The sequence below is a fragment of the Thermodesulfovibrio sp. 3462-1 genome (assembly GCF_040451425.1).
In the GTDB taxonomy this organism is placed as follows: Bacteria; Nitrospirota; Thermodesulfovibrionia; order Thermodesulfovibrionales; family Thermodesulfovibrionaceae; genus Thermodesulfovibrio; species Thermodesulfovibrio obliviosus.
In genome coordinates, this window is the sequence record NZ_CP144374.1 from 516,982 (window position 1) to 539,335 (window position 22,354).

The window sequence follows — 22,354 nt, forward strand, 5'->3', positions numbered from 1 at the left end:
ATAAGGAGTAAAGATGGGTGAAATAAGAAATGTTCCATTTTTCAATTATCCATATGTATTTACTTCTAATGAAGAAAAGTTTTTATCCATTATAAGAGATGTTGGAAGGCGTGGTGCATTTATATTGCAGAAGGATTTGGAGGAGTTTGAAAATAATATTGCCAAATATGTAGGAGCAAAATATGCAGTCGGAGTTGGTAATGCAACTGATGGGCTTCATCTTGCCTTAAGAGCAGCAGGGATAGGACCAGGTGATGAGGTAATTTTCTGTTCTCATACAATGGTGGCAACAGCTTCAGCTATATATTTTACAGGAGCTACTCCTATTCCTGTTGAATGTGGGAGGGATCATCTCATTGATCATCAATCTGTAGAAAAGGCTATTACTTCACGCACAAAAGCCATTATGCCAACCCAGTTGAATGGAAGAACAGCTAACATGGATGAGTTACAATCAATAGCTGATAAAAATAATTTAATTATTGTTGAAGATGCTGCTCAGGCACTGGGCTCTAAATTTAAAGGAAGATGTGCAGGAACTTTTGGTCTTGCTGGGGTTGTGAGTTTTTATCCTGCTAAAACACTTGGATGTCTCGGAGATGGAGGTGTAGTTTTTACAAATGATGAAAAAATATATAAAAAACTCAGAATGCTTAGAGACCATGGAAGGGATGAAACAGGTGAAGTTATAATATGGGGATTCAATTCTCGTCTAGATAACATACAAGCAGCTATTCTCAATTATAAACTTTCTTTCTATGAGCAAGAGATTTCCAGACGCAGAGAAATAGCAGGTCTTTATCAGAGCCTGCTCGGAGATGTAAAAGAGATAGGTCTTCCTCCTGCGCCTAACAGTGATCCTGAGCATTTTGACATATATCAAAACTATGAAATAGAAGCCGAACGAAGGGATGAACTTAAAGAATATTTAAGTAAAAATGGGATCGGAACAATAATCCAGTGGGGTGGCAAAGCAGTTCATCAATGGGAAAAACTTGGGTTTAATGTAAAACTTCCATTTACAGAAAAAATGTTCCAAAGATGTCTTCTTTTGCCCATGAATACATCTTTAACTGACGATGATGTTTACTATGTAGCAAATAAAATTCGAGAGTTTTACGGATATGGTAGCAAGTAGGATCAAGTATGCTTAAAAGAGCTTTTGATATAATAGTTTCAAGTATCGGATTAATTTTTCTAACCCCTCTTTTTTTAGTAATCGCCTATTTAATTAAAAAGGAAGATAGCGGGCCTATTTTTTACCGTGGGATAAGAGTTGGTAAATATGGGAAGCCTTTCAGGATATATAAGTTTAGAACAATGATTGTAGATGCTGAAAAGATTGGAGGTCCTTCTACAGCTGATGATGACCCACGAATAACAAAAATTGGAAGATTTCTCAGAAAATATAAGATTGATGAACTGCCACAGTTAATAAATGTCTTGAAAGGAGAGATGAGCATTGTGGGTCCTCGCCCTGAAGTTCCATTTTATGTTAATATGTTTACTGAAGAAGAAAAGAAGATATTAACAGTAAAGCCTGGAATAACAGATTGGGCATCTCTGTGGAATCCTGATGAAGGAGCAATTTTAGCTGGTTCTCCTGATCCAGAAAAAACATATATGGAAAAGATAAGACCTACTAAAATAAAGCTACAGTTAAAATATGTTAATGAGCATTCTTTTTTAACAGATTTAAAAATTATTTTTTTGACTGTTTTAACAGTTATAACAAAGAAAAAATATATTAATGAGGAAAAATGAAATATTCTAAAAAATTTTTATTGGATTTATACGAAACTATGCTAAAAATAAGAATTGCTGAGGAGAGCCTTGTTGAGCCAATCTTAGAAGGCATAATAAAAACACCGTGTCATCTTTATTCTGGTGAGGAAGCAATAGCTGTAGGTATATGTGCAGCCCTTAAAAAGGAAGACTACATTTTTGGAAATCATAGATCACATGGTCATTACATTGCAAAAGGTGGTAGCCTAAATGAAATGATTGCTGAAATATATTGTAAAGAGACAGGATGTTCAAGAGGTAGAGGAGGTTCAATGCATCTTATTTGTCCTGAAGTTGGACTTCTTGGAGCTGCACCAATTGTTGCTGGAACTATTTCTCTGGCAGTAGGTTCTGCTTTAGCCTCTAAAATAAAAGGAGAAGATAGAGTAACAGTAAGCTTTTTTGGTGATGGTGCAGCAGGAGAGGGAGTTTTACATGAATGTCTAAATTTTGCAGCCCTAAAAAAACTACCTATCATTTTTGTTTGTGAAAATAATCTCTATTCCACTCATATGCCAATTAGAGAATGTAGGGTTAATCCATATATTTATAGACTTGCTATACCATTTGAAATTAAAAGCTTTAGAATTGATGGGAATAATGTTTTAAAAGTTTATGAAACTGCTAAAAAAGCAGTTGAATTATGCAGGTCTAAAAATGGGCCTGTATTTATAGAATGCATTACTTATAGACTTAGAGGTCATGTAGGCCCTGATGATAATATTCAGGGAGTTCATACAGATATCAGATCAAAAGAAGAAGTTGAAAAATGGAGGAAAAGAGATCCAATTGTAAGATTTGAGAGATTTCTTATTAAGAATAAAATAATCACAAATAAAGAGATAGAAGAAATAAAAAGAAAGATAGAGGAAGAAGTAAAAAAGGCTCATATTTTTTCTAATAATAGCCCGAATCCAAAAAAAGAAGAGGTGAATAAATATGTCTTCAAAGAATAGAAAACTTCAGTATAGTTTGGCAATAAATGAATCTCTTCATCAATTGATGGAATCAGATGAGTCTGTTTTTATTATAGGACAGGGAGTTAAAAGCCCTTGGTATGTTGGGAATACTTGTAGAGGTCTTCTTGAGAAGTTCGGTTCTGAGAGAGTTATAGATACACCTGTATCTGAAAATGCTGTAACCGGAGCAGCTGTTGGTGCGGCTATCGCAGGAATGAAACCAATTGTTGTGCATCCAAGAATGGACTTTATGCTTTTTGCCATGGATCCAATTATTAACCAGGCAGCAAATTGGCATTATATGTTTGGAGGTAAATTAAATGTTCCTGTGGTAATATGGGGAATAATAAATAGAGGCGGTGAACAGGCAGCACAGCATTCTCAGGCTCTTCATAATTTTTTTGTCCATGTTCCAGGCTTAAAAGTTGTGATGCCCTCAACCCCATATGATGCAAAAGGATTGATGATTTCAGCGGTTCAGGATCCAAATCCTGTTGTCTATATAGACGATAGATGGCTTTACAGAATTGAAGGTGTGGTTCCAGAAAATACGTATTCTGTTCCAATAGGTAAAGGAGTTATAAGAAAAACTGGCAAAGACATAACCATTATTAGTATTTCTTATATGGTTTTAGAATCATTAAAAGCAGCAGATCATTTAGGAAGAGAACACAACATAGATGCAGAAGTGATAGATTTGAGAAGTCTTAAACCATATGATACTGAAATAATTTTACAATCTATAAAAAAAACAGGAAAAGTTGTTATAGCAGATGTAGGTTGGAAGACAGGAGGTTTTTCGGCAGAAATATTAGCATTTATATCGGAGAATCTTTTTGATTATCTTCATTCACCACCAAGAAGAGTCGCTTTACCAGATGCTCCTGCACCAGCAAATAGAGTTTTAGAAGAAGCTTATTATCCAAATTACAGAGATATTATGGAAGCAGTAATGAAAGTTATGAAAAAGTAATAAATGGACGGAATAAAAAACTTTCTTAAAAATCTTTTAAAACCAACATCTTTTAAACGAACAGTTTTCTTTTTAGTATCAGATATTTTAATTGCCATATTTTCTCTTTATTTTGCCTTCTTAATTCGTTTTGATTTTAGTCTTCCACCCCAGTATGTTAGATTGTTTGTAATAGCTTTCCCATTTTTTATTTTCATTAAGATTGCTCTTTTTTATATTTTTAATCTTTACAAAATCTCATGGAGGTATGTTTCTCTCTTAGAGCTTTTAAAAATTGGCAATTCTACATTAATTGCTACACTTGTTTTAGTATCCAGTGTTTTTGCTTTAAGAAATTATACCCCTTTTTCAAAAATCCTACCATTAAAGTTTTACAGGGCTTTTTCATCTATTCCAATAAGTGTAGTTTTTATTGATAGCTTGCTTTTCTTTATTGCTACTTCTACTTTGAGAATATCAAAAAGATTTTATCTTGAAATAATCAAAGGAAGGCAAATTAAAAAAGGGTTAAGGACAATAATAGTTGGTGCTGGAAATGTTGGGGAGATGGTTTTAAGAGATATAAAAAGACAAAATTACACTGAGTTTTATCCAATTGGTTTCTTAGACGACGATAAAAGAAAAATCGGAGCGTATATCCATAATATTAAAGTTCTGGATAGCATTGAAAATCTTGAAAAGATTGTCAAAGATTACAATGTAGAAGCTATTATAATATCAATCAATTCACTTAGTCATAAAAAACTTACAAAGATTTATATTGAAGCGAAAAACTGCGGGGTAAAGACAATTAAAATAATACCCAAAATATACGATTTTGAGAAACCTGAAATCACTCTAAAAAAGCTTGAAGATATAAAGATTGAAGACCTTTTAGCAAGGCAGGCTGTTAGAACAGATTTTAAAAAGGTTGAATCTTTTCTTAAGGGAAAAAGAATTCTTACCACAGGAGCAGGAGGGTCAATCGGAAGTGAAATTGTTATGCACGCACTACAGTTCAACCCCTCAGAGCTTATTCTTCTTGACATTGATGAGACAGAACTATTCAATATGGAAGTAAAAATAAGTAAAATTCCTTACAGCGGAAAATTACATTTTATTGTTGGAGATATAAGGGATTTTGAAAAAATGAACAAAGTTTTTGAGAGATTTAAACCTGATATAGTTTTTCATGCAGCAGCCTATAAACATGTGCCAATGATGGAGTATAATCCTGATGAAGCAGTTAAAGTTAACATCTTTGGAACTTATAATTTAGCAAAGCTATCTACACAGTACAATGTAGAAAGATTTGTCCTTATTTCTACAGATAAAGCAGTAAAACCGAAAAGTGTTATGGGAGCAACAAAAAGAGTGGCTGAATACATATGTAAGGCATTTAATGATTCCTGTAAAACAGAATTTATCTCTGTAAGATTTGGCAATGTTATTGGTAGCAGAGGGAGTGTTTTACCAGTGTGGTTAGAACAATTAAAACAGGGTGGTCCACTTACAGTAACTCATCCAGATATGAAAAGATACTTTATGACTATCCCTGAGGCTGTTTCATTAGTTCTCTTAGCTTCAGCAGTAGGCAAGGGTGGAGAAATTATGGTTCTTGATATGGGAGAACCAGTGAGGATAATTGATCTTGCTGAAACTTTTATAAGAATTCATGGCTTAGAGCCTTATAAAGATATTGATATAAAATTCACAGGAATAAGACCAGGTGAAAATCTTTTTGAGGATATTTTGACTGCAGAAGAAGGTACTATAGCAACAAAGTATGAAAAAATCTTCATTGCAAAAGAAAATAAAAATTTGTCCATTAATGAAATTGAAAATTTTTTAGATAATATAGGAAAAATAATGATTAATGGTAACTCAGATCTCCTGATAAAAAAGATTTTACAAGATTTTTGTAAGAAAATAACTAGTTAGTTCATGGTCAAGTCAATACTGACTCTCCACAGTTTATTATGACAAGTGTTTTGGTTTTATGGATAGTTTTTAGAGAACAGATGGCACATACAAACAATAGTTATCAAAGATGTTCCACCCTACACTATCGTCGCTGGTGTTCCAGCGAGGGTAATTAGAACAATTGCTGAAGATAAAAACAGCAGATAATGATAAAAGGTGACCCGAACGCTTATTGAAAATTGAGAAAAATTTGATTTGGCGTCGGCTATATGGAAAATTATCATACTTGTTTTAATCTTTCTTTTCTTCGCTTGTTCTCCCAACAAACCGTCGGGGAAAACGCTCGCCGGAAAGGTGTTCCTCAGCGACACAGCTGATTTTTCGGGCATTAAAGTTTCCCTCTACAACCTCCCTCAAATTGACACTTCAATCTTAAACCCTGCGACAAAATTTAAACTTTCCCCAGCGGACCTTCATATCTTCTTTTTTGACCACAGGTATCAAAAGCCGTTTGCACAGACTATACTGACCCCCATAGGGAGTGGACACGGTAAATGTGTAGAGCCAGGCATTCTCACTCCCTCTTCTGACTGGACAGCCGAGGGTTGAAGAGCTGCAGACTTTCTGCATAAGCAGAGGGAAATAACCTATCAAGGAGGTAAAAAGAATGAAACAGAGGAAATGGACAGTAGATGAAAAATTGGCAATAGTCCTTGAGGGGCTAAAGGAAAAGGGGGCTTATAAATGGCTCATATGATGATAATCATTACAGGGCAGAGATAGAGAGGCTTCAGAAGATAATGGTAAGCAGGCCATACAGATAGAGATTTTAAAAAAAACGGAAGAGCTAATGGGAACAAGGTAGAGGCGGTGCAGTGGCTTAAGGGTTCAGGATACACCATAAAAGATGCCTGTAAAGCTCTGGGGATATCAAGGAGCAGCTATTATAGTGCTGCCAGGGGGAAAGGTGTTAATGAGAGGGAAGTATCTCTTAAGGGATAACGAGCTTGTCGAAAAGATAAAGACAGGGCATCCCTTTTGGGGATACAGGAGAGTGACTGCCTGGCTAAGGCATAGAGAAGGCTTAAAGGTGAATCACAAGAGGGTTCAGGGGATCATGAAGAAACATGGGCTACTTACACCGAGACAGTTCATAAGGCAAAGAGGAGTTCTCAGAGGAGCAAACCCAGGGCTGAAAGACCGAAGCAGTATTGGGGAATAGATATGACGGAATTCATGGTATCTTCTATTGGATGGGTATATCTGGTAATAGTGCTTGACTGGTATACGAAGAAGATAGTGGGCTGGAATCTCACATTAAGGAGCAGGGCAGGAGAATGGGAGGAGGCACTGGAGATGGCAGTAGAGAAGGAATTTCCAGATGGTGTAAGAGGGCAAGGGCTAAAACTTATAAGTGACAATGGTTCGCAGCCGACAGCTACCTCATTTATGAGGAATATGGCAACACTCGGTATTGAGCAGATATTCACCAGTTATGATAATCCAAAGGGCAATGCAGATACCAGAGAGGATGATGAGGACAATAAAAGAGGAGGTAATCTGGCTTAATGAGTTTGGGAGTTTTGAGGAGGCAAGGGAAAGGATAGGAAGATGGATAGAGGTTGATTATAACAAACTATACGTGCACAGTGGGCTGGGCTATATAAGTCCAGAATAATTTGAGGCTGAGTATAAGAGAGAATATTTCCTGGAGGCAGCATGACCTCTACAACTTTAGGGCATAAAAAATGTCTTGACAAATGGGGCTGCAGTACAGAAATATTTCGTATGTGCCAATCCTCATTCTTTGGAAGTTGCAAGAACTGATTCCCTATTCCGCGAAGCGATAGAGAAAGCTGATCTTGTAGTGCCTGATGGTATAGGTATTGTATTAGCATCTAAGATACTTGAAGGTAATATCCGTCGTCGTATTACTGGATATGACATTTTTTATGGTGTAAGCAAGGAATTGAACAAGAAAAAATCATATTTTTATTTTTTTCTTGGTTCTACAGAGAAGGCATTGCAAAAAATAAGAGAAAGGATGGAAAAGGATTTTCCCAATATAAGGATTATAGGAACTTATTCTCCTCCTTTTAAATCCGAGTTCAGTGAGGAAGAAAATCGTTTAATTTTAGAAATGATAAACAAAGTAAAACCAGATGTTTTAGGATGACAGCTCCTAAGCAGGAAAAGTGGATTTATAAGAATAAAGACAAATTAGATGTAAAGTTTTTAGGACCAATCAGTGCTGTTTTTGATTTTTATGCAGGAATTAAAAAGAGACCACATCCTATTTTTCAAAAAATGGGATTAGAATGGTTTGTAAGATTTTTAATGGAACCTTACAGATTGTGGAGGAGGAATATAGTTTCTAATCCTAAATTTCTTTTAAGAATTATTCATCAATATTTTAGTCAAAGTGAGGTTCGGAGGAAAGAGTAATAAAAATTTGATTAATTTTGTTCGGACGTGGTAATTTATGTTAGTATTAATCTTTCGTTGGTTTTTATTAAAAATAAGAGAGGTATACATCATGAAAGCTGTTATTTTGGCAGGTGGTAGCGGAACAAGGCTCTTTCCTTTGTCGAGGAAGAACTTTCCTAAACAGTTTTTGAGTATAGATTCAAGTAAAAGCCTTTTTCAAAAGACAGTTGAAAGATGTTTAAAGGCTGTTGAAAACGTAAACGATATAGTCATCATAACTAACAACGAATACCAGTTCCATGAAAAAACCATATTTAAAGACCGCTCAAAAGTACATAATGTCAGGTAATTACTACTGGAACAGTGGAATGTTTGCATTTTCTATCAAAACAATATTTGAAGAGTTTGAAAAACACTCTGTTTGGTCTGATATTGGGTCTTGGGATAGTGTTTATGAAGTCCTTGATAAAGACGAGAATAAAAATGTAAAATTCGGAAAGGTTGTAGATATAGATACAAAAAACTCATTAATTCTTGGAAACGAAAGAATTATTGCCACAGTTGGAGTGGAAGACCTTATGATTATAGAAACACCGGATGTAATAGTTGTCGCCAAAAAAGGTGAAGGACAGAAGATAAAAGATTTAGTGTCCATATTAAAAGAAAACCCAGAAACAAAAAAAAATAACAGAGTTTTATAAAACAGTTTATAGACCTTGGGCAAGTTATACTGAGCTTGAAAAAAGGGAAAGGTACAGAATAAAAAGAAGTGAACACTGGGTAGTGGTAAAAGGAACTGCAAAAGTTATCTTAGAAGATTCAGAAGGAAACAGAAAAGAGATTTTTGTACACGAAAATGAAAATGTATTTGTCCCTAAGACTGCAAAACACAGACTCGTAAATCCAGGTAAAATCCCACTTGAGATAATAGAGGTTCAAGTTGGTGAATACGTAAAAAAAGACGATATTGTAAGATTTGAAGACAGATATAAACGAGGTTAAAAAATGATTAAGTTTGTAGCTATAGCTTTTTTTGTCAATCTTTTAATTATTATTTTAGCTAAAAAATATAGAGCTTTTCTTAGTGATTATTTTCATATCGGACCTTCGACTTTTCATACTCACCCTACTCCAAGAGTCGGTGGGCTTGCTGTATTTTCAGGAATTACTTTAGCATTGCTTTTAGCAAATTTTCCTCTCTTGGTTCTATTTTCTTTACCTGTCTTTTTAGCAGGTCTCTTAGAAAGACCTTTCAGGAAAACTTTCCCCTAAAATTAGAATAATTTTTCTTATAATTTCAGCACTTTTAGTTTTTAAATTTCTTGAAGTAAAAATTATAAGAGTTGATCTTCCTTTTTTTGATCCCCTTTTGAAAATTGAGATAATTTCACTTTTGTTTACAGCCTTTGCTATTGTTGGAATAGTTAATGCTATAAATATAATTGATGGATTTAACGGGCTTGCAAGCATGGTTTCCATAATGATTTTTATGGCTATTGCTTTTGTTGCCTATAAACTTGGAGATTATGAGATAACAAGTATATGTGTAATAGCCTCTTTTTCTCTTCTTGGTTTTTTTTCTTTTGAACTATCCCTTTGGCTTTGTCTTTCTCGGTGATGGAGGTGCATATTTTACGGGGTTTTTAATAGGGATTTGTAGTATCCTTCTTGTAAAAAAACATCCTCAAGTTTCTGCCTGGTTTGTGTTTATGGTAAATCTTTATCCGATTTACGAAACCCTCTTTTCTATTTATAGAAAATGCATTTTAAGAAAAAGATCAGCTATGAGCCCAGATGGACTTCATCTTCATATGATAATTTATAAAATTTTTATAAAACGCTTTTTAAATCTTTATGCTCCAGATGTTAGGAATCCTTTAACTTCTGTTTTTCTCTGGATTATTAATGCATTTGCAATTGTTCCTGCTCTTTTATTCTGGGATAATACAAAAATTCTTATTGTCTGTTGAATTTTTTTCTGTATATTTTATACTTACCTTTACTGGAAGATTTTAAAGCTCAGGCTTAGGGAATAAGCAACAGTTTTTCAAAATCTTTTTTTTATGTTATACTTAACTATGCCTGTGACAGAGATAGAAATTTATGATGCATTAAGAAACAAGATTGGAGAGGAATCTGCAAAAACTCTTCTTGAATTCATTGATTTAAGAGTAGAGAAAGAGTTTGAAAGAAAAAAGGATTTGCTTGCTACAAAACAGGATATTGTTGAATTAAGAAGTGCAACAAAGCAAGATATTGCTGAGTTAAGGAATGCTACAAAGCAAGACATTGCTGAGCTTCGGGCTGAAGTAAAGCAAGACATTGCTGAGCTAAAAGCTGAGCTTGAAGTAAAAATAGAAAAAGTAAAGACTACGCTTATAAAGTGGATGTTTATATTCTGGGCAGGGCAGGTTGGTGTTCTTGTTGCAATCTTAACGCTGTTTTTCAGGGTTTTAAAGTAAGAGCTTCTCAACAGACAAGGGCATAAAAATTTTCTGAATACTCTACAAATGTTTTATTAACTCTCTCATTAAATTCAGGTGTCAATACAAAAATTTGAAACTTTTAATCTTTTATTTTATAATTTTAGATTATGCAAATTACTAATGGAGGGTACTATGCAAGAAACTATGAAAAATTACTATGAAGAAGTCAAAAACTTTAGACTCAATGTTCCCGAGAAATTTTCTTTTCCTCTGGATGTTTTTGACAAATGGAATGACAAAACAGCATTAATCTGGACAGATGGACATGAATTAAAAAAATTCAGTTTCCGCGACTTAACCATACTTTCAAGCAAACTCGCTGGAGGATTCAAAAAATTAGGAATAAATAAAGGTGACAAAGTTTTAATACTACTTCCAAACAAACCTGAATGGTGGATAGCTGTTCTTGCAACTATGAGAATTAATGCTGTTGCCATACCTGGGACAACACTTCTTACAGCAAAAGATATTGAATACAGACTTAAAGCAGCTGATGTGAAAGCTGTTGTTTCAGACAGTGAAAATGCCCCAAAAATTGAAGAAGCTGTTAATAAATACGGTAAGGATGTGATTTTAATCAATACTGAAAATCAATCTGGATGGCATAAATATGAAGAACTGCTAAAAAGCGAAGCATTTCTGGGTGAGAAAACCTTTTCCAATGACCCAGCATTTATATTTTTTACATCAGGGACAACAGGGCTACCTAAGATGGTTCTTCATACTCAGGTGAGTTATCCTCTTGCTCATATAATAACTGGGAAATTCTGGCTTGATTTAAAGCCTGATGAAATTCATTGGAATATTTCTGACACAGGATGGGCAAAAGCTGCATGGTCAAGCTTTTTTGGACCATGGAATATGGGAACAACGGTTTTTACATATTATAGAAAAGGAAAGTTTTCACCTTCGTTGATTGTGGAAACATTAAAAAAATATGAAATAAATACTCTCTGTGGACCTCCTACTGCTTATAGAATGATTGTCAAAGAAATTCCTTTGAGTGAATTAAAATTTAAAACAGTAAGACACTTTGTTGCAGCAGGTGAGCCTCTAAATCCTGAAATAATTAACCTGTGGAAAGAAGCTACTGGACAATACATCTACAACGGATATGGGCAAACAGAAACAGTAAATACTCTTGCTATGTTCAGATTTGTTCCGATGAAGTCAGGAGCAACAGGACTTCCAACCCCTGGTTTTGAAATAGATATTGTTGACGATGAAGGAAAACCCCTTCCTCCTGATACAGAGGGAAACATTGCAATTAAAATAAATCCTCAAAGACCTGTCGGACTTTTTCAGGAATACATTGGCGACAAATTAGAGATGGCTGCTGCCTTCAGAGGCGAATGGTATTTTACCCGTGACAGAGGGTATAAAGATGAGGAAGGATATTTCTGGTTTGTTGGCAGAGAAGACGATGTCATAATAAGTGCTGGATATCGTATTGGTCCATTTGAAGTTGAAAGTGCTCTTATTAAGCATCCTGCTGTTAAGGAAGCTGCTGTGGTAGCAAGTCCTGATGAAGTTAGAGGAGAAGTTGTTAAAGCATTTATTGTTCTTGCCCAGGATTATGAGCCTTCTGAAAGTCTTGTTAAGGAAATTCAAGAATTTGTGAAAAAAGAGACAGCACCATACAAATATCCAAGAAAAATAGAATTTGTTGAAGAACTTCCAAAAACAATAAGTGGTAAGATAAAAAGAAAGGAACTCAAACTTAAAGAGTTTGGTAAATTAAAATAATATGTCATATATAGCAGTAATAGGAGCAGGAAGCTGGGGAACAACCCTGGCTTCCTTACTTTCAAAAAAAGGATTTGATGTAATAGTCTGGGCAAGAAAAAAAGAGATTGCTGATGCTATTAATTTTAAAAAAGAGAATCCCTTATACTTACCTAACATTAAACTACCAGATAATTTAATTGCCACTGATGATATATTTGAAGCAATTAAAAAAGCAAGATTTATTATAAATGTTGTTCCAACTCAGCATATCCGGAGTGTTTTTATTTCCCTGAGGGGTAAATTAAATGATGAAAATATAATTGTAAGTGTCTCAAAGGGCATAGAAAAAGAAACTCTAGAAACACCTTCAATGATTCTTGAAGAAATACTAAATAAAAAGGCTTATGTGCTTTCAGGTCCTTCTTTTGCAATTGAAGTTGCTCAAGAAAAACCAACAGCTGTAACAATATCTGGTGCTGAAAAAACACAGAGACTGCTTTTACAGGAAATCTTTAACACTCCATATTTCCGCGTATATGAACACGATGATCCTCTGGGAGCTGAAATCGGAGGAGCTGTAAAAAATGTTATTGCAATTGCCGCTGGTATTTGTGATGCTCTTGAGCTTGGCAATAATGCAAAAGCAGCACTCATTACAAGGGGATTACATGAAATCATAAGGCTTGGTAAAAAAATGGGAGCAAAAGAGATAACCTTTTCAGGATTAAGTGGACTTGGGGATCTTTTTCTCACATGCACATCAAAGCTCTCAAGAAATTTCACTGTTGGATACAGGCTTGGCAGAGGTGAATCATTAGAAGAGATTTCAAAAAGCATGCGAGGAGTTGCAGAAGGGGTTGAGACAAGTTTTTCTTTGATGCAACTTTCAAAAAAACTTGATGTGGAAATGCCAATTACATCTGAAGTTTATCAGGTTATTTATGAAGGTAAATCACCTCGACAGGCAGCATGGGATTTAATGAATAGAACTTTAAAGCCCGAGTTTTATTAATTTAAATCAAGTTTCATAATAATCCCATCTTCTTCAGGTAAAAGATAATATTTTTTTCGCATTCCCACTTTTTTAAATCCCATCTTTTCATAAAAACTGATTGCCTGTGTATTTGATACCCTTACTTCAAGAAAACAGGATTTTACAGAGTTTTTTATCTCATCCAGAAGATTTCTCATAAGTTCTGTTGCAATTCCCTTTCTTCTCAGTGCAGGTTTTACAGCAATTGAAAGCAGTTCTGCTTCATCCAGTATTTTTCGCAAAACTATATAACCAGCAATTTCTCCATTAAATTCAGCAACTTTGAGAATGGATTGAGGATTTAAAAGCTCCTCTCTGAAGGATTTTAATGACCAGGGCATAGAAAAACTCTGTTTTGCAATCTCTAAAACCGCTAAAAGGTCTTCTTCTTTAAGCTTTCTTATAATTAAATTCATCCAAATTTTATTTCTGCTTCTGATTTCCTCAGATAAACAGGCTTTAAATCTTTTGCATGAATTGCTTCTTTTAATCTTTGTAATGCAACAAAGGCTACAATGGCTGGATCTGGCAGTGAATATACCTGAGGTAATAGTATAGCTTTATTACCAAGCTTTTCAATCAGTTTTTCTTTATAAAGTTCTGCACCACTTCCAATAAATACTGTTTTTTCTTTAATCCACTGGATCAAAGCTTCAAGATTAATTACAGAATCCTCCTTAATTCGCTGAATTTGTGTTTCTGTCCATTTAAACAAAGCAGCAAAAACTTCACTTTTTCTTGCATCCAGAATCGGACATATTTGATATTTACAATAAGGAAAACTCCAGGCAATAACTTCAAGAGTTGAAACAGGAATAACTTTTTTTTGTGTCATAAAACAGAATCCTTTCACTGTGCTTACTCCAACTCTTAAGCCTGTGAATGAACCTGGTCCAGCAGTAATTGCATAATAATCAATTGTTTCAATGGGAATTTTCATAATCTCAAGAACATGAGCAATCTCTGGAAGAAGTTTTTCAGAATGTCCTGCCATAAATTGCATTGTAGATTGAGCAATTAATTTTCCATCTTCTAATACTGCTATACCTGCAAATTTTGTTGAAGTATCAATTCCTAAGATTCGCATTTTTCTATTTTAACAATATATCTTTTACCATTTACATAAGGAAGGTTGAACTCTTTTATCTCTGTCCTGTATTGTTGTGGCAACTGTTTCATCTCCTCGTGAAGTTTAAAGGATTTACTTATTAAAAAATATCCGCTGTCTTTTAGTAAATGCTCACATTTTTCAACAAATTCTTTCAGGCTCCATAATGCTCTTGAAACAACAATATCAAATTTTTCCTCAACTTCTTCAGCTCTGCTCTGATAAACTTTAATGTTAGAAAGATTAAGCTTTGTCTTTAAATTTTTCAAAAAGGCACATTTTTTCCATGAAGGTTCTACTAATGCTATTTTTAAATCATTTCTTACAGTTGCAAGTGGCACACCAGGAAAACCAGCACCGCTTCCAATGTCTGCAATGCTCAATGGTTTCTGAGGAATAAAAGATAGATACAAAAGAGAGTCTAAAAAATGTTTTACTACTATTTCTTTTTCATCTTCAATGGAAGTTAGATTGTAAACTTTGCTCCATTTCTTTAACTCAGCAAGATAAATCAAAAATTTATCAACCGTTGCTTCATCGTTGAGATTTAAACATTCTTTTAGAAAAGTTTTTAAATCTTTCATAAATTTATTTTTTACTGCCTGCGCCCTTTTGGACAGCTACCATAAGTATTGATATTGCTGCAGGGGTAACTCCAGGAATTCTCATTGCCTGACCTATTGTTCTTGGTCTAACTTCATTAAGTTTCTGAATCACTTCTTTTGAAAGCCCTGGCAGATTAAAATCAAAATCTGCTGGGATAACTTTTTCCTCAAACTGCTTCATCCTTTCAACCTGCTCCAGCTGTTTGGCAATATAGCCTTCATATTTAATATGAATTTCAACAAGTTCTTCAATTTCCCTTGTAAGATTTTCCTGAGAGGGGGCGAATTTTTTTATAAATTCATAAGTGACTTCAGGTCTTTTAAGAATTTTATCAAGGGATATGGCTTCCTCTATGGGAGTTGTTCCAACTTCAGTCAAAGCTTTATTGAGTTGCTCTGAAGGTTTTATAATTGTGGTTTTCAGTCTTTTGATTTCCTTCTCAAGAGCTTGTTTTTTCTTTAAAAATTTCTCATAGGTTTCCTCATCAACTAATCCAATACGGTATCCATATTCTCTGAGCCTGAGGTCTGCATTGTCATGTCTGAGAAGAAGTCTAAATTCTGCACGGGATGTAAACATTCTGTAAGGCTCCTGCGTGCCTTTTGTAACGAGATCATCAATTAAAACTCCTATATATGCCTCATCTCTGCCAAGAATAAGAGGTGCCTTTCCTTTTATCTTTAACGCAGCATTAATTCCTGCCATCAATCCCTGTGCAGCAGCCTCTTCATATCCGCTTGTTCCATTTATTTGACCTGCAAGATAAAGTCCTTCAATTCCTTTAACCTCCAGGGTATGATTTATTTGTGTTGGATAAACAAAATCGTATTCAATAGCATACCCAGGTCTCATAATTTCTGCCTCTTCAAGTCCTGGAATGGTTCTTACAAAGGCAATCTGAACATCGTAAGGCAAGGATGTAGGGATTCCATTGGCATAGTATTCTTTTCTGCTTAATCCTTCTGGTTCAAGAAAAATTTGATGTCTTGGCTTTTCCCTGAATTTTACAACTTTATCTTCAATGGAAGGGCAGTATCTTGGTCCAATTCCTTTAATTTTTCCACTATAAAGAGGTGAACGGTCAAGATTGTTAAGTATAATTTCGTGAGTTCTTTCATTTGTGTAAGTGATATAACAGGGGACCTGTGGATTTGTAATTTCCTCTGTTGAATATGAAAATGCTGGAGGAGGAAAATCACCCCATTGTTCCTCTGTTTTTGAAAAATCAATTGTCTTTGCATCAATTCTTGGTGGTGTTCCTGTTTTAAGTCTGCCAATTTTTAATCCAAGCTTTTTAAGGGATTCTGATAGCCTCTTAGAGGGAAACTCTCCTGCTCTTCCTGCTTCAAAAGAATCAAGCCCTATATGAATCAATCCATTTAAAAATGTTCCTGGAGTAACTATTACAGCCTTTGCTCCGTAAAAAACACCTAAGGATGTAATTACTCCTTTAACCCTGCCATTTTCAACAACAATCTCCTCAACCATTGCCTGCTTTATTGCAAGATTTTCAGTTGCTTCAAGAAGTTTTCTCATGTGTACATTGTAAAGAATCCTGTCAGCCTGGGCACGCAAAGACCAAACAGCAGGTCCCTTTGAACGATTGAGCATTCTGAATTGAATACCTGACATATCTGTTACCTTTGCCATGATGCCACCCAGAGCATCAATTTCTCTTACAAGATGACCCTTTGCAAGTCCGCCAATGGCAGGATTACAGCTTAGCTGTGCGATTGTGTCAAGATAAATGGTAAAAAGAGCTGTGCTGAGACCCATTTTTGCACAGGCTGTAGCTGCTTCACAGCCTGCATGACCTGCTCCAACAACAATTATGTCAAAATCTTTTTCTTTATACATTTTTTAATACTTTATTTAAAAATTTGGATGCAATAGATTTCAATGGATTCATTATTCCTAAACAAAATCATCTTAACTGTTATCTTAAAATACTGTCAATTTTCTTCCTTTATATTGCGGTAAATATAGTTTTTTATTATAATAAATGAGATGAGTTTTCCTGTATTCAGGCATACAATTTCCAGATTTAGAGAGCTTTTGGAAGAAGGAGACCAAAAAATTTCTCAATTAATAAAATACGACCCTGTCATTGCCTATCTTATATTTCAGGAAGTTAACAAACCCTGCGGAAAAATAGAAATAACAAACTTTTCTCAGATGATAAACTATCTTGGTATAAAAAAAATTGAAGAAATAATAATTCAAAGAGAACTTTTTCTTGAAAATGAAGACTTGTATATATGGATATATGGAATTTTGAGTGCTGAGATCTCAGCTTTGATATCAGAAAAATTTTCTCATATTCATCGTGATGAAGCATTTTTTACAGGATTGTTTCCCTGTCTTGGATTGCTTTTTATGACCAATGAATTTCCTAAATACAGAAGGATAATTCATTTTCTCATAAAACTTCCCTTAGAAGACAGGGTTTTTCTTGAAGAAAAAGTTTTTGGAACAAATCATATTGAAACTCTTAAAAGAAACATTATATGCCCTCCCTTTAAAGAAGTAGTGAATATTTTGAATAAAATGTTTCCGAAAGATGGAGTAAAAGATATAAAAACTCCTGTTCCACCTAAAGGCTCCACACTGCAAAGTTGCTATGATTTAGCATTACTTGCAGATCTTTCTGCATATGGTGCTCAGGCTTTGATGTTTCCTTCAGTTGTTGACAACAGGGAGTTATTCCTTGAGCTTGCGAAAAGATACTTCCGTATAAAGGAGTCTGATTCTCTTGAAATTCTTCAGAGTGTAATGGATAGATTCCTTTCCATTGCAAAGGAATTTAATGTAATGGAAGAGCTCCAATTCTCCACTGAAACATTTTATCAGCTTAAACAATTCAGGTTTGAATCAAAGAACGCTGTTTTTGCTAATATGTTGAAAAATTTATTTGAAGAAAACGCTAAAGACAGGAACATATTTATTTATGGAGGACCAGCAGTGGGTAAAAGACTTCTTGCAGCAGCACTTTATACAGCTCAGGATAATCCTCGCAGAGAAAAACCATTTGTAATGATTTTTTGTGATATAGAAGAAGAAACTCTTGAAGAAGAATTTTTTGGAATAAAAGAAGGATATCTTGGAAAAAAGGGTAAAAGGGGAGTGCTAAAAAATGCAGAAGGAGGAACTCTTGTAATAAAAGAATTTGATCGAATGCCGATAAATTTTCAGAATAAACTTGAAAAAGCAATTAGTTCTGGTAGGTTTTACAGAGTTGGTGACATAAACCCTGTTGAATTTCCTGATGTAAAATTTATCCTAATAGGGAAGGAAGATATAAGGGTGAAAGCAGCGCAGGGGGAATTTTCAAGCTCTCTTATTAAACTCATTAATCCTGTGTTTATTAGAATCCCTTCATTGAAAGAAAGAAGAGAGGATGTGTTTTACATAGCTGGTGAAATTGTTAAAAAATATAATCTCAATATTGAAGACAAACTTACACAACCAGAAATAGTTGAAAAATTTAAAACTGATCCATTCCCGAACAATCTGAGAGATTTAAAAAGATTTTTATTTCTTCTTTATATCCAGCGTCTTCTTAAATTTTAAATATTCAACCCCACCAACTAAAGAAGCAAAAACCTGAGACATAAACCATAGCAATGATACTGCCACAACTTGAGCTTTACCGAAGGATTTTCCGAAAAATATAATAAAACACCATTCTCTTACTCCAATACCGGAGACTGAAATTGGAAGCATTGAAATCAGTATTATAATTGGCAGGAATATGCATACTTCAATAAAAGACACTGAAATGTCAATTCCGAGAAAAATTACATAAACTGAAACAATTATAGTAAACTGAACGAGGAAAGAGTAAAAAATCGCCTGCAAAATCTGTTTTCTCGTGAAGCTTAAAACATAATCATGGAATTCTTTGAAAAATTTAATCTTTCCAAGCAGTAATAAAAAAAGGCTTGCTAAAATAAATGATAAAAAACTTAAAGGCACACTCCACATAAGCCTGTGCTGTGGAAGATTTTTATAAAACAAACAGAAAAATGCAAAACCTATCAATAATAAAGCAAAAAGCCCTGTGTATCTCTCCATAAAAACTGATGCTAAAGCCTTTTTAAGTCCTGCTTTTTCCTTGATCATAAAAATTTTTATTAAATCGCCTCCAATTATTCCAGGCAAAACATTATTAAAAAATGAACCAATAAGATAAAGTGAGAAAAGCTCTGAAACCTTTAAATGCTGCTGAGGTAGAAAAATTTTCCACCTGAGCGTTGATATGTAAGAAGAAAGAATGTATAAAAACGAGGCAGATAAAAAAATTAACGGATTTATCAGAAAAAGGGTGTTTAAAACATGGGTGATATCAATTTTTTTAAAAAGATACAAAATCAATAAAACAGTTACAGCAAAACGAATGAAGAATTTTATATATTTTTTCAATCTCCGGGTCCCAGAATTTTCTTTAAAATGTAGATTGGTTTTTTCTGAGCTTCGTGATAAACTCTGACAATCATCTCACCAAGAAGTCCCATACCAATAAAGTTAAGGCCTATCAAAACAGAAAAGAATCCACCAAGAAGAAGGGGTCTTCCACCAATTGATATGCCTTTAAATATCTTAAGAAAGACAAGATATCCAACAATCACTGCACCAAGAACCATGAATAAAACTCCAATTGGACCAAAAAACTGAATTGGTTTTGTTGAAAAGCTATGTAAAAACTTTACAGTAACAAGGTCTAAGAGTACTTTAACAGTTCTTCCAATTCCATATTTTGACTTTCCTTTGTATCTTGGATGATGTTGTACCTCAATCTCTTTTATTTTAACTCCGTACCAGCTTGCAAGGGCTGGGATAAATCTATGCATCTCACCATAAAGCTTGAGATTTTTAACCACTTCCCTGCGATAGGCTTTTAAAGAACATCCGTAGTCATGAATTCTCACTCCTGTAACCTTTCCAATAAGCCAGTTGGCAACTATGGAAGGAAGTCTTCTTGACAGGAATGGGTCTTTTCTTTTTTTTCTCCATCCACTTACCAAATCAGCATCCTTTATTGCTTCAAGAAACTTTGGAATATCAGCAGGATCATTCTGCAGATCTCCATCCATTGTAATAACCACATCTGCACGAGCAAAGTCAAATCCTGCAGCAAAGGCTGCTGTTTGTCCAAAATTTCTGCGGAAACTTAAAACCACCACATGTGGATCACTTTGTTGAATCTCTTCAAGATATTTCAATGTACTGTCAGTACTTCCATCGTCAACATAAATTATTTCGTAAGTAATTGGCAATTTAGTTAGAATTTCTGTGAGCTTTTTATGAAGCTCTTTTATATTTTCTTCTTCATTGTAAAGCGGAATTACAACTGATAAATCCATCCTTTTTGCCTCCTTCAGTAGGTTTCTGGTACTTTTAACTGCATACCTTTAAAATTGTAGCATCTAAAAATCGTATAATCTCTAATTTTAACTCTTTTTTTATAAACTGTAAAATACTCTGGAACACATCTTTCAAAAGCAGAAGAAACCTGAGGTTCTGGTGAATCTTTCTGACCATAAACAACATAAATTCCATGAATTTTGCCATGGAGTTCACTATTTATTGACTGCCACAGGTCATACTGATTCATTCTTCTGCCAAGATTTATGCAGTAAACACGTGGGTTTCCTTCTACATAAAAAGCAAGCTCACTTGAAATCTGATATCTATCAGAGAAAATGATTACTTTACCAGAATTCTCAAGTGATTTTTTTACTTCTGAAACTTTTATTCCTAGTTCTTTCCATCCTTTAAGCCTCGCTGAAGGATCTATTTTTTCAGGTAGATTTAAATATGCAATTGCATAGTTTATGAAAGTAAAACACACAGCAATAATCACTGTCAGAAATGTGAGTTTTTGAAAAATTTTTCTTTCCCAGCAATAGGCAATAATAATTACGAACACAACATAGGCTGGCATTGCCCAGTTTGCCTGAACCTTTCCCTGAAGGCTTTTAAGTAAAAAGAAAATAAGAATAGGCGTTGAAAAACAGATAAGAAACCATTTTATATCAGGCTTAAGGCTTAAGGCTGAAGGTCTCAGAATTAAATACAATCCAAAAATAAATGCTCCCGGAGTGACAACCGCAAGTTGGCTTCCAAAAAATTCGGCAAAATACTTTAAAGAAATTTTAAATCCCTCATAAACATGTGCCTGCCCTGCAGTGTGTTTAAGTGTAACCCAGTCATGCTGGGCATTCCAGATCATTACAGGAGAAAAAACGATGATGGAAATTATTAAAGATGCATAAAGCCATGGATTTTTTAAGTTCTTGCATAACCCTTTCTTCAAGAAATAAAGGAACATACAAAAATAGAAAAAAGCCATTGTATACTTTGTAAGAAGTCCAAGCCCTATTAATAAACCAACAAGCAACCAGTAATTCATCTTCCCCTCTGCTGCAAGAATGAAAAAATACATTGAAACAATCCAGAATAAAATAAAGGGGCTGTCAATTGTAAAAAGCACACCAAATGTTGAAAATAAAGGAATTAATTGAAAAAGAACTCCACTTATGTATCCTGCTTTCTCATCAAAAAGTTTTTTGCCAATCTTATAAACAAAAAAGCTGCTCAAAAATGAGCAAACTACAGCAAAAATTCTCACTCCAAAAGGATTATCACCAAAGAGCCATGTTGAAAAAGCAATTGCATAGGCAATCATTGGACCCTTGGAGTAATAGCTTAAATCAAGTCTTCTTGACCATTCCCAGTAATGAGCTTCATCAGGGCTGAGATCTACTGGTCCATGAATGATAAAATAAATTCTGAAAAGGCTCAGAATTATAAGGAAAAAGTAAAAAAATCTTTTCATGTTTACCACTGATAAAGTAGCTTTAAAAACTCCGTAACCGATAATTAATCCCAGCAAAGCACCACCAAGCACATCCGTTAGCCAGTGAACACCAAGATAAAGCCTTGACACACCTATAAGCATGGCTACTGAAATAACGTAGATTGAAATCAACCTGGATTTCCATAATCTTTTACCAAAAAGAATTAAAACAGTAGCCACTGTTAAAGCATTTGTTGCATGATTTGAAGGGAAACTGTAAGAAGCTGTGCATCCAACAACTGCCCTAAAATACTCTGTATGACATGGACGAACCCGCTGAACAAGATTTTTAATTTCAAGAGAAAACCAATCAGAAATAAATACGCCGACTGTAATAGCTGTAACTAAATATACAATTTCTATGTAATTTTTTGTTTTGAAGTATCTGTATATCATGAAAAGAAATACCGGAAGCCATAAAATATAGCCCCGCTGTGTAAAAAAAACCATTAAAAAGTCCAGGAAACTGTTTGACAGGGTCTTATGAA

General features: G+C 34.5%; 25 protein-coding genes and 1 pseudogene. 19 read left to right on the plus strand and 7 right to left on the minus strand.

Annotation, left to right across the window (positions count from 1 at the left end):
- The first annotated feature begins 13 nt into the window (after positions 1–13).
- The 18 genes and pseudogenes from V4D31_RS02625 to V4D31_RS02710 all read left to right on the plus strand — a co-directional run bounded on the left by V4D31_RS02625 (position 14) and on the right by V4D31_RS02710 (position 13,272).
- On the plus strand, positions 14–1,138 hold the full coding sequence (locus tag V4D31_RS02625) for a DegT/DnrJ/EryC1/StrS family aminotransferase (RefSeq protein WP_353686695.1): 1,125 nt from the start codon (positions 14–16) through the stop codon (positions 1,136–1,138).
- Between the two features lie 8 nt (positions 1,139–1,146).
- Positions 1,147–1,764, plus strand: a complete 618-nt coding sequence (locus V4D31_RS02630; RefSeq protein ID WP_353686696.1) for a sugar transferase — start codon at positions 1,147–1,149, stop codon at positions 1,762–1,764.
- Complete coding sequence (locus tag V4D31_RS02635) at positions 1,761–2,741, plus strand: thiamine pyrophosphate-dependent dehydrogenase E1 component subunit alpha (protein WP_353686697.1); 981 nt, start codon at positions 1,761–1,763, stop codon at positions 2,739–2,741. Before V4D31_RS02630 ends, V4D31_RS02635 begins: the two co-directional genes overlap by 4 nt.
- Positions 2,725–3,717, plus strand: coding sequence for a pyruvate dehydrogenase complex E1 component subunit beta (locus tag V4D31_RS02640; RefSeq protein ID WP_353686698.1), 993 nt, complete (start codon positions 2,725–2,727; stop codon positions 3,715–3,717). Before V4D31_RS02635 ends, V4D31_RS02640 begins: the two co-directional genes overlap by 17 nt.
- Positions 3,718–3,720: 3 nt before the next feature.
- Positions 3,721–5,637: a nucleoside-diphosphate sugar epimerase/dehydratase gene (locus tag V4D31_RS02645; protein ID WP_353686699.1), complete on the plus strand. Its 1,917-nt coding sequence runs from the start codon at positions 3,721–3,723 to the stop codon at positions 5,635–5,637.
- 852 nt (positions 5,638–6,489) lie between these two features.
- Positions 6,490–6,621, plus strand: a complete 132-nt coding sequence (locus V4D31_RS02650) for a hypothetical protein (RefSeq protein ID WP_353686679.1) — start codon at positions 6,490–6,492, stop codon at positions 6,619–6,621.
- Positions 6,593–6,841, plus strand: a complete 249-nt coding sequence (locus V4D31_RS02655) for an IS3 family transposase (protein WP_353686700.1) — start codon at positions 6,593–6,595, stop codon at positions 6,839–6,841. The genes V4D31_RS02650 and V4D31_RS02655 overlap by 29 nt, the downstream gene beginning before the upstream one ends.
- A 2-nt stretch (positions 6,842–6,843) precedes the next feature.
- Positions 6,844–7,188 (plus strand): DDE-type integrase/transposase/recombinase, encoded by a 345-nt coding sequence (locus V4D31_RS02660; RefSeq protein ID WP_353686701.1) that lies wholly within the window; start codon positions 6,844–6,846, stop codon positions 7,186–7,188.
- A complete protein-coding gene (locus tag V4D31_RS02665; protein ID WP_353687075.1) occupies positions 7,154–7,297 on the plus strand; it encodes an integrase core domain-containing protein in 144 nt (47 codons plus the stop codon). Before V4D31_RS02660 ends, V4D31_RS02665 begins: the two co-directional genes overlap by 35 nt.
- 129 nt (positions 7,298–7,426) lie before the next feature.
- Positions 7,427–7,795 carry a WecB/TagA/CpsF family glycosyltransferase gene (locus tag V4D31_RS02670; protein WP_353686702.1) on the plus strand — a complete coding sequence of 123 codons (369 nt, stop codon included), beginning with the start codon at positions 7,427–7,429 and terminating at the stop codon, positions 7,793–7,795.
- Complete coding sequence (locus V4D31_RS02675) at positions 7,792–8,064, plus strand: WecB/TagA/CpsF family glycosyltransferase (protein ID WP_353686703.1); 273 nt, start codon at positions 7,792–7,794, stop codon at positions 8,062–8,064. Before V4D31_RS02670 ends, V4D31_RS02675 begins: the two co-directional genes overlap by 4 nt.
- Before the next feature lie 91 nt (positions 8,065–8,155).
- A pseudogene (locus V4D31_RS02680) lies at positions 8,156–9,048 on the plus strand (sugar phosphate nucleotidyltransferase).
- A 3-nt stretch (positions 9,049–9,051) separates the two neighbouring features.
- On the plus strand, positions 9,052–9,318 hold the full coding sequence (locus tag V4D31_RS02685) for a hypothetical protein (RefSeq protein WP_353686704.1): 267 nt from the start codon (positions 9,052–9,054) through the stop codon (positions 9,316–9,318).
- Between the two features lie 22 nt (positions 9,319–9,340).
- Positions 9,341–9,664: a hypothetical protein gene (locus V4D31_RS02690; protein WP_353687076.1), complete on the plus strand. Its 324-nt coding sequence runs from the start codon at positions 9,341–9,343 to the stop codon at positions 9,662–9,664.
- Positions 9,665–9,755: 91 nt separating this feature from the next.
- Entirely contained in the window at positions 9,756–10,016 is a 261-nt protein-coding gene (locus tag V4D31_RS02695; protein WP_353686705.1) for a hypothetical protein, read from the plus strand.
- 93 nt (positions 10,017–10,109) lie between these two features.
- Positions 10,110–10,508, plus strand: coding sequence for a hypothetical protein (locus tag V4D31_RS02700; protein ID WP_353686706.1), 399 nt, complete (start codon positions 10,110–10,112; stop codon positions 10,506–10,508).
- Positions 10,509–10,664: 156 nt separating this feature from the next.
- A complete protein-coding gene (locus V4D31_RS02705) occupies positions 10,665–12,278 on the plus strand; it encodes an acyl--CoA ligase (RefSeq protein ID WP_353686707.1) in 1,614 nt (537 codons plus the stop codon).
- A gap of 1 nt (position 12,279) precedes the next feature.
- The gene (locus V4D31_RS02710) at positions 12,280–13,272 is read left to right on the plus strand and encodes an NAD(P)H-dependent glycerol-3-phosphate dehydrogenase (RefSeq protein WP_353686708.1); all 993 of its coding nucleotides are present in this window, start codon (positions 12,280–12,282) and stop codon (positions 13,270–13,272) included.
- On the opposite strand, the gene rimI is transcribed toward V4D31_RS02710, so the two are convergent.
- Genes rimI through mnmG form a run of 4 tightly spaced genes read right to left on the minus strand, consistent with a single transcriptional unit; the run spans position 13,269 to position 16,864 of the window.
- Complete coding sequence (gene rimI / locus V4D31_RS02715) at positions 13,269–13,709, minus strand: ribosomal protein S18-alanine N-acetyltransferase (protein ID WP_353686709.1); 441 nt, start codon at positions 13,707–13,709, stop codon at positions 13,269–13,271. The genes V4D31_RS02710 and rimI overlap by 4 nt on opposite strands.
- Complete coding sequence (gene tsaB / locus V4D31_RS02720; RefSeq protein WP_353686710.1) at positions 13,706–14,380, minus strand: tRNA (adenosine(37)-N6)-threonylcarbamoyltransferase complex dimerization subunit type 1 TsaB; 675 nt, start codon at positions 14,378–14,380, stop codon at positions 13,706–13,708. The genes rimI and tsaB overlap by 4 nt, the downstream gene beginning before the upstream one ends.
- The gene (gene rsmG / locus V4D31_RS02725) at positions 14,368–14,985 is read right to left on the minus strand and encodes a 16S rRNA (guanine(527)-N(7))-methyltransferase RsmG (protein ID WP_353686711.1); all 618 of its coding nucleotides are present in this window, start codon (positions 14,983–14,985) and stop codon (positions 14,368–14,370) included. The genes tsaB and rsmG overlap by 13 nt, the downstream gene beginning before the upstream one ends.
- 4 nt (positions 14,986–14,989) lie before the next feature.
- Entirely contained in the window at positions 14,990–16,864 is a 1,875-nt protein-coding gene (mnmG, locus tag V4D31_RS02730) for a tRNA uridine-5-carboxymethylaminomethyl(34) synthesis enzyme MnmG (RefSeq protein WP_353686712.1), read from the minus strand.
- Positions 16,865–17,014: 150 nt separating this feature from the next.
- On the opposite strand from mnmG, the gene V4D31_RS02735 reads away from it, so the two are divergent.
- Positions 17,015–18,577 carry a sigma 54-interacting transcriptional regulator gene (locus V4D31_RS02735; RefSeq protein ID WP_353686713.1) on the plus strand — a complete coding sequence of 521 codons (1,563 nt, stop codon included), beginning with the start codon at positions 17,015–17,017 and terminating at the stop codon, positions 18,575–18,577.
- On the opposite strand, the gene V4D31_RS02740 is transcribed toward V4D31_RS02735, so the two are convergent.
- The 3 genes from V4D31_RS02740 to V4D31_RS02750 are packed head-to-tail and all read right to left on the minus strand — an operon-like array spanning position 18,539 to position 22,262.
- Positions 18,539–19,429: a lysylphosphatidylglycerol synthase transmembrane domain-containing protein gene (locus tag V4D31_RS02740; protein WP_353686714.1), complete on the minus strand. Its 891-nt coding sequence runs from the start codon at positions 19,427–19,429 to the stop codon at positions 18,539–18,541. The two genes, V4D31_RS02735 and V4D31_RS02740, sit on opposite strands and share 39 nt — an antisense overlap.
- Positions 19,426–20,370, minus strand: coding sequence for a glycosyltransferase family 2 protein (locus tag V4D31_RS02745; protein WP_353686715.1), 945 nt, complete (start codon positions 20,368–20,370; stop codon positions 19,426–19,428). Before V4D31_RS02745 ends, V4D31_RS02740 begins: the two co-directional genes overlap by 4 nt.
- A gap of 14 nt (positions 20,371–20,384) precedes the next feature.
- Entirely contained in the window at positions 20,385–22,262 is a 1,878-nt protein-coding gene (locus tag V4D31_RS02750) for a glycosyltransferase family 39 protein (protein ID WP_353686716.1), read from the minus strand.
- Positions 22,263–22,354 lie beyond the last annotated feature (92 nt).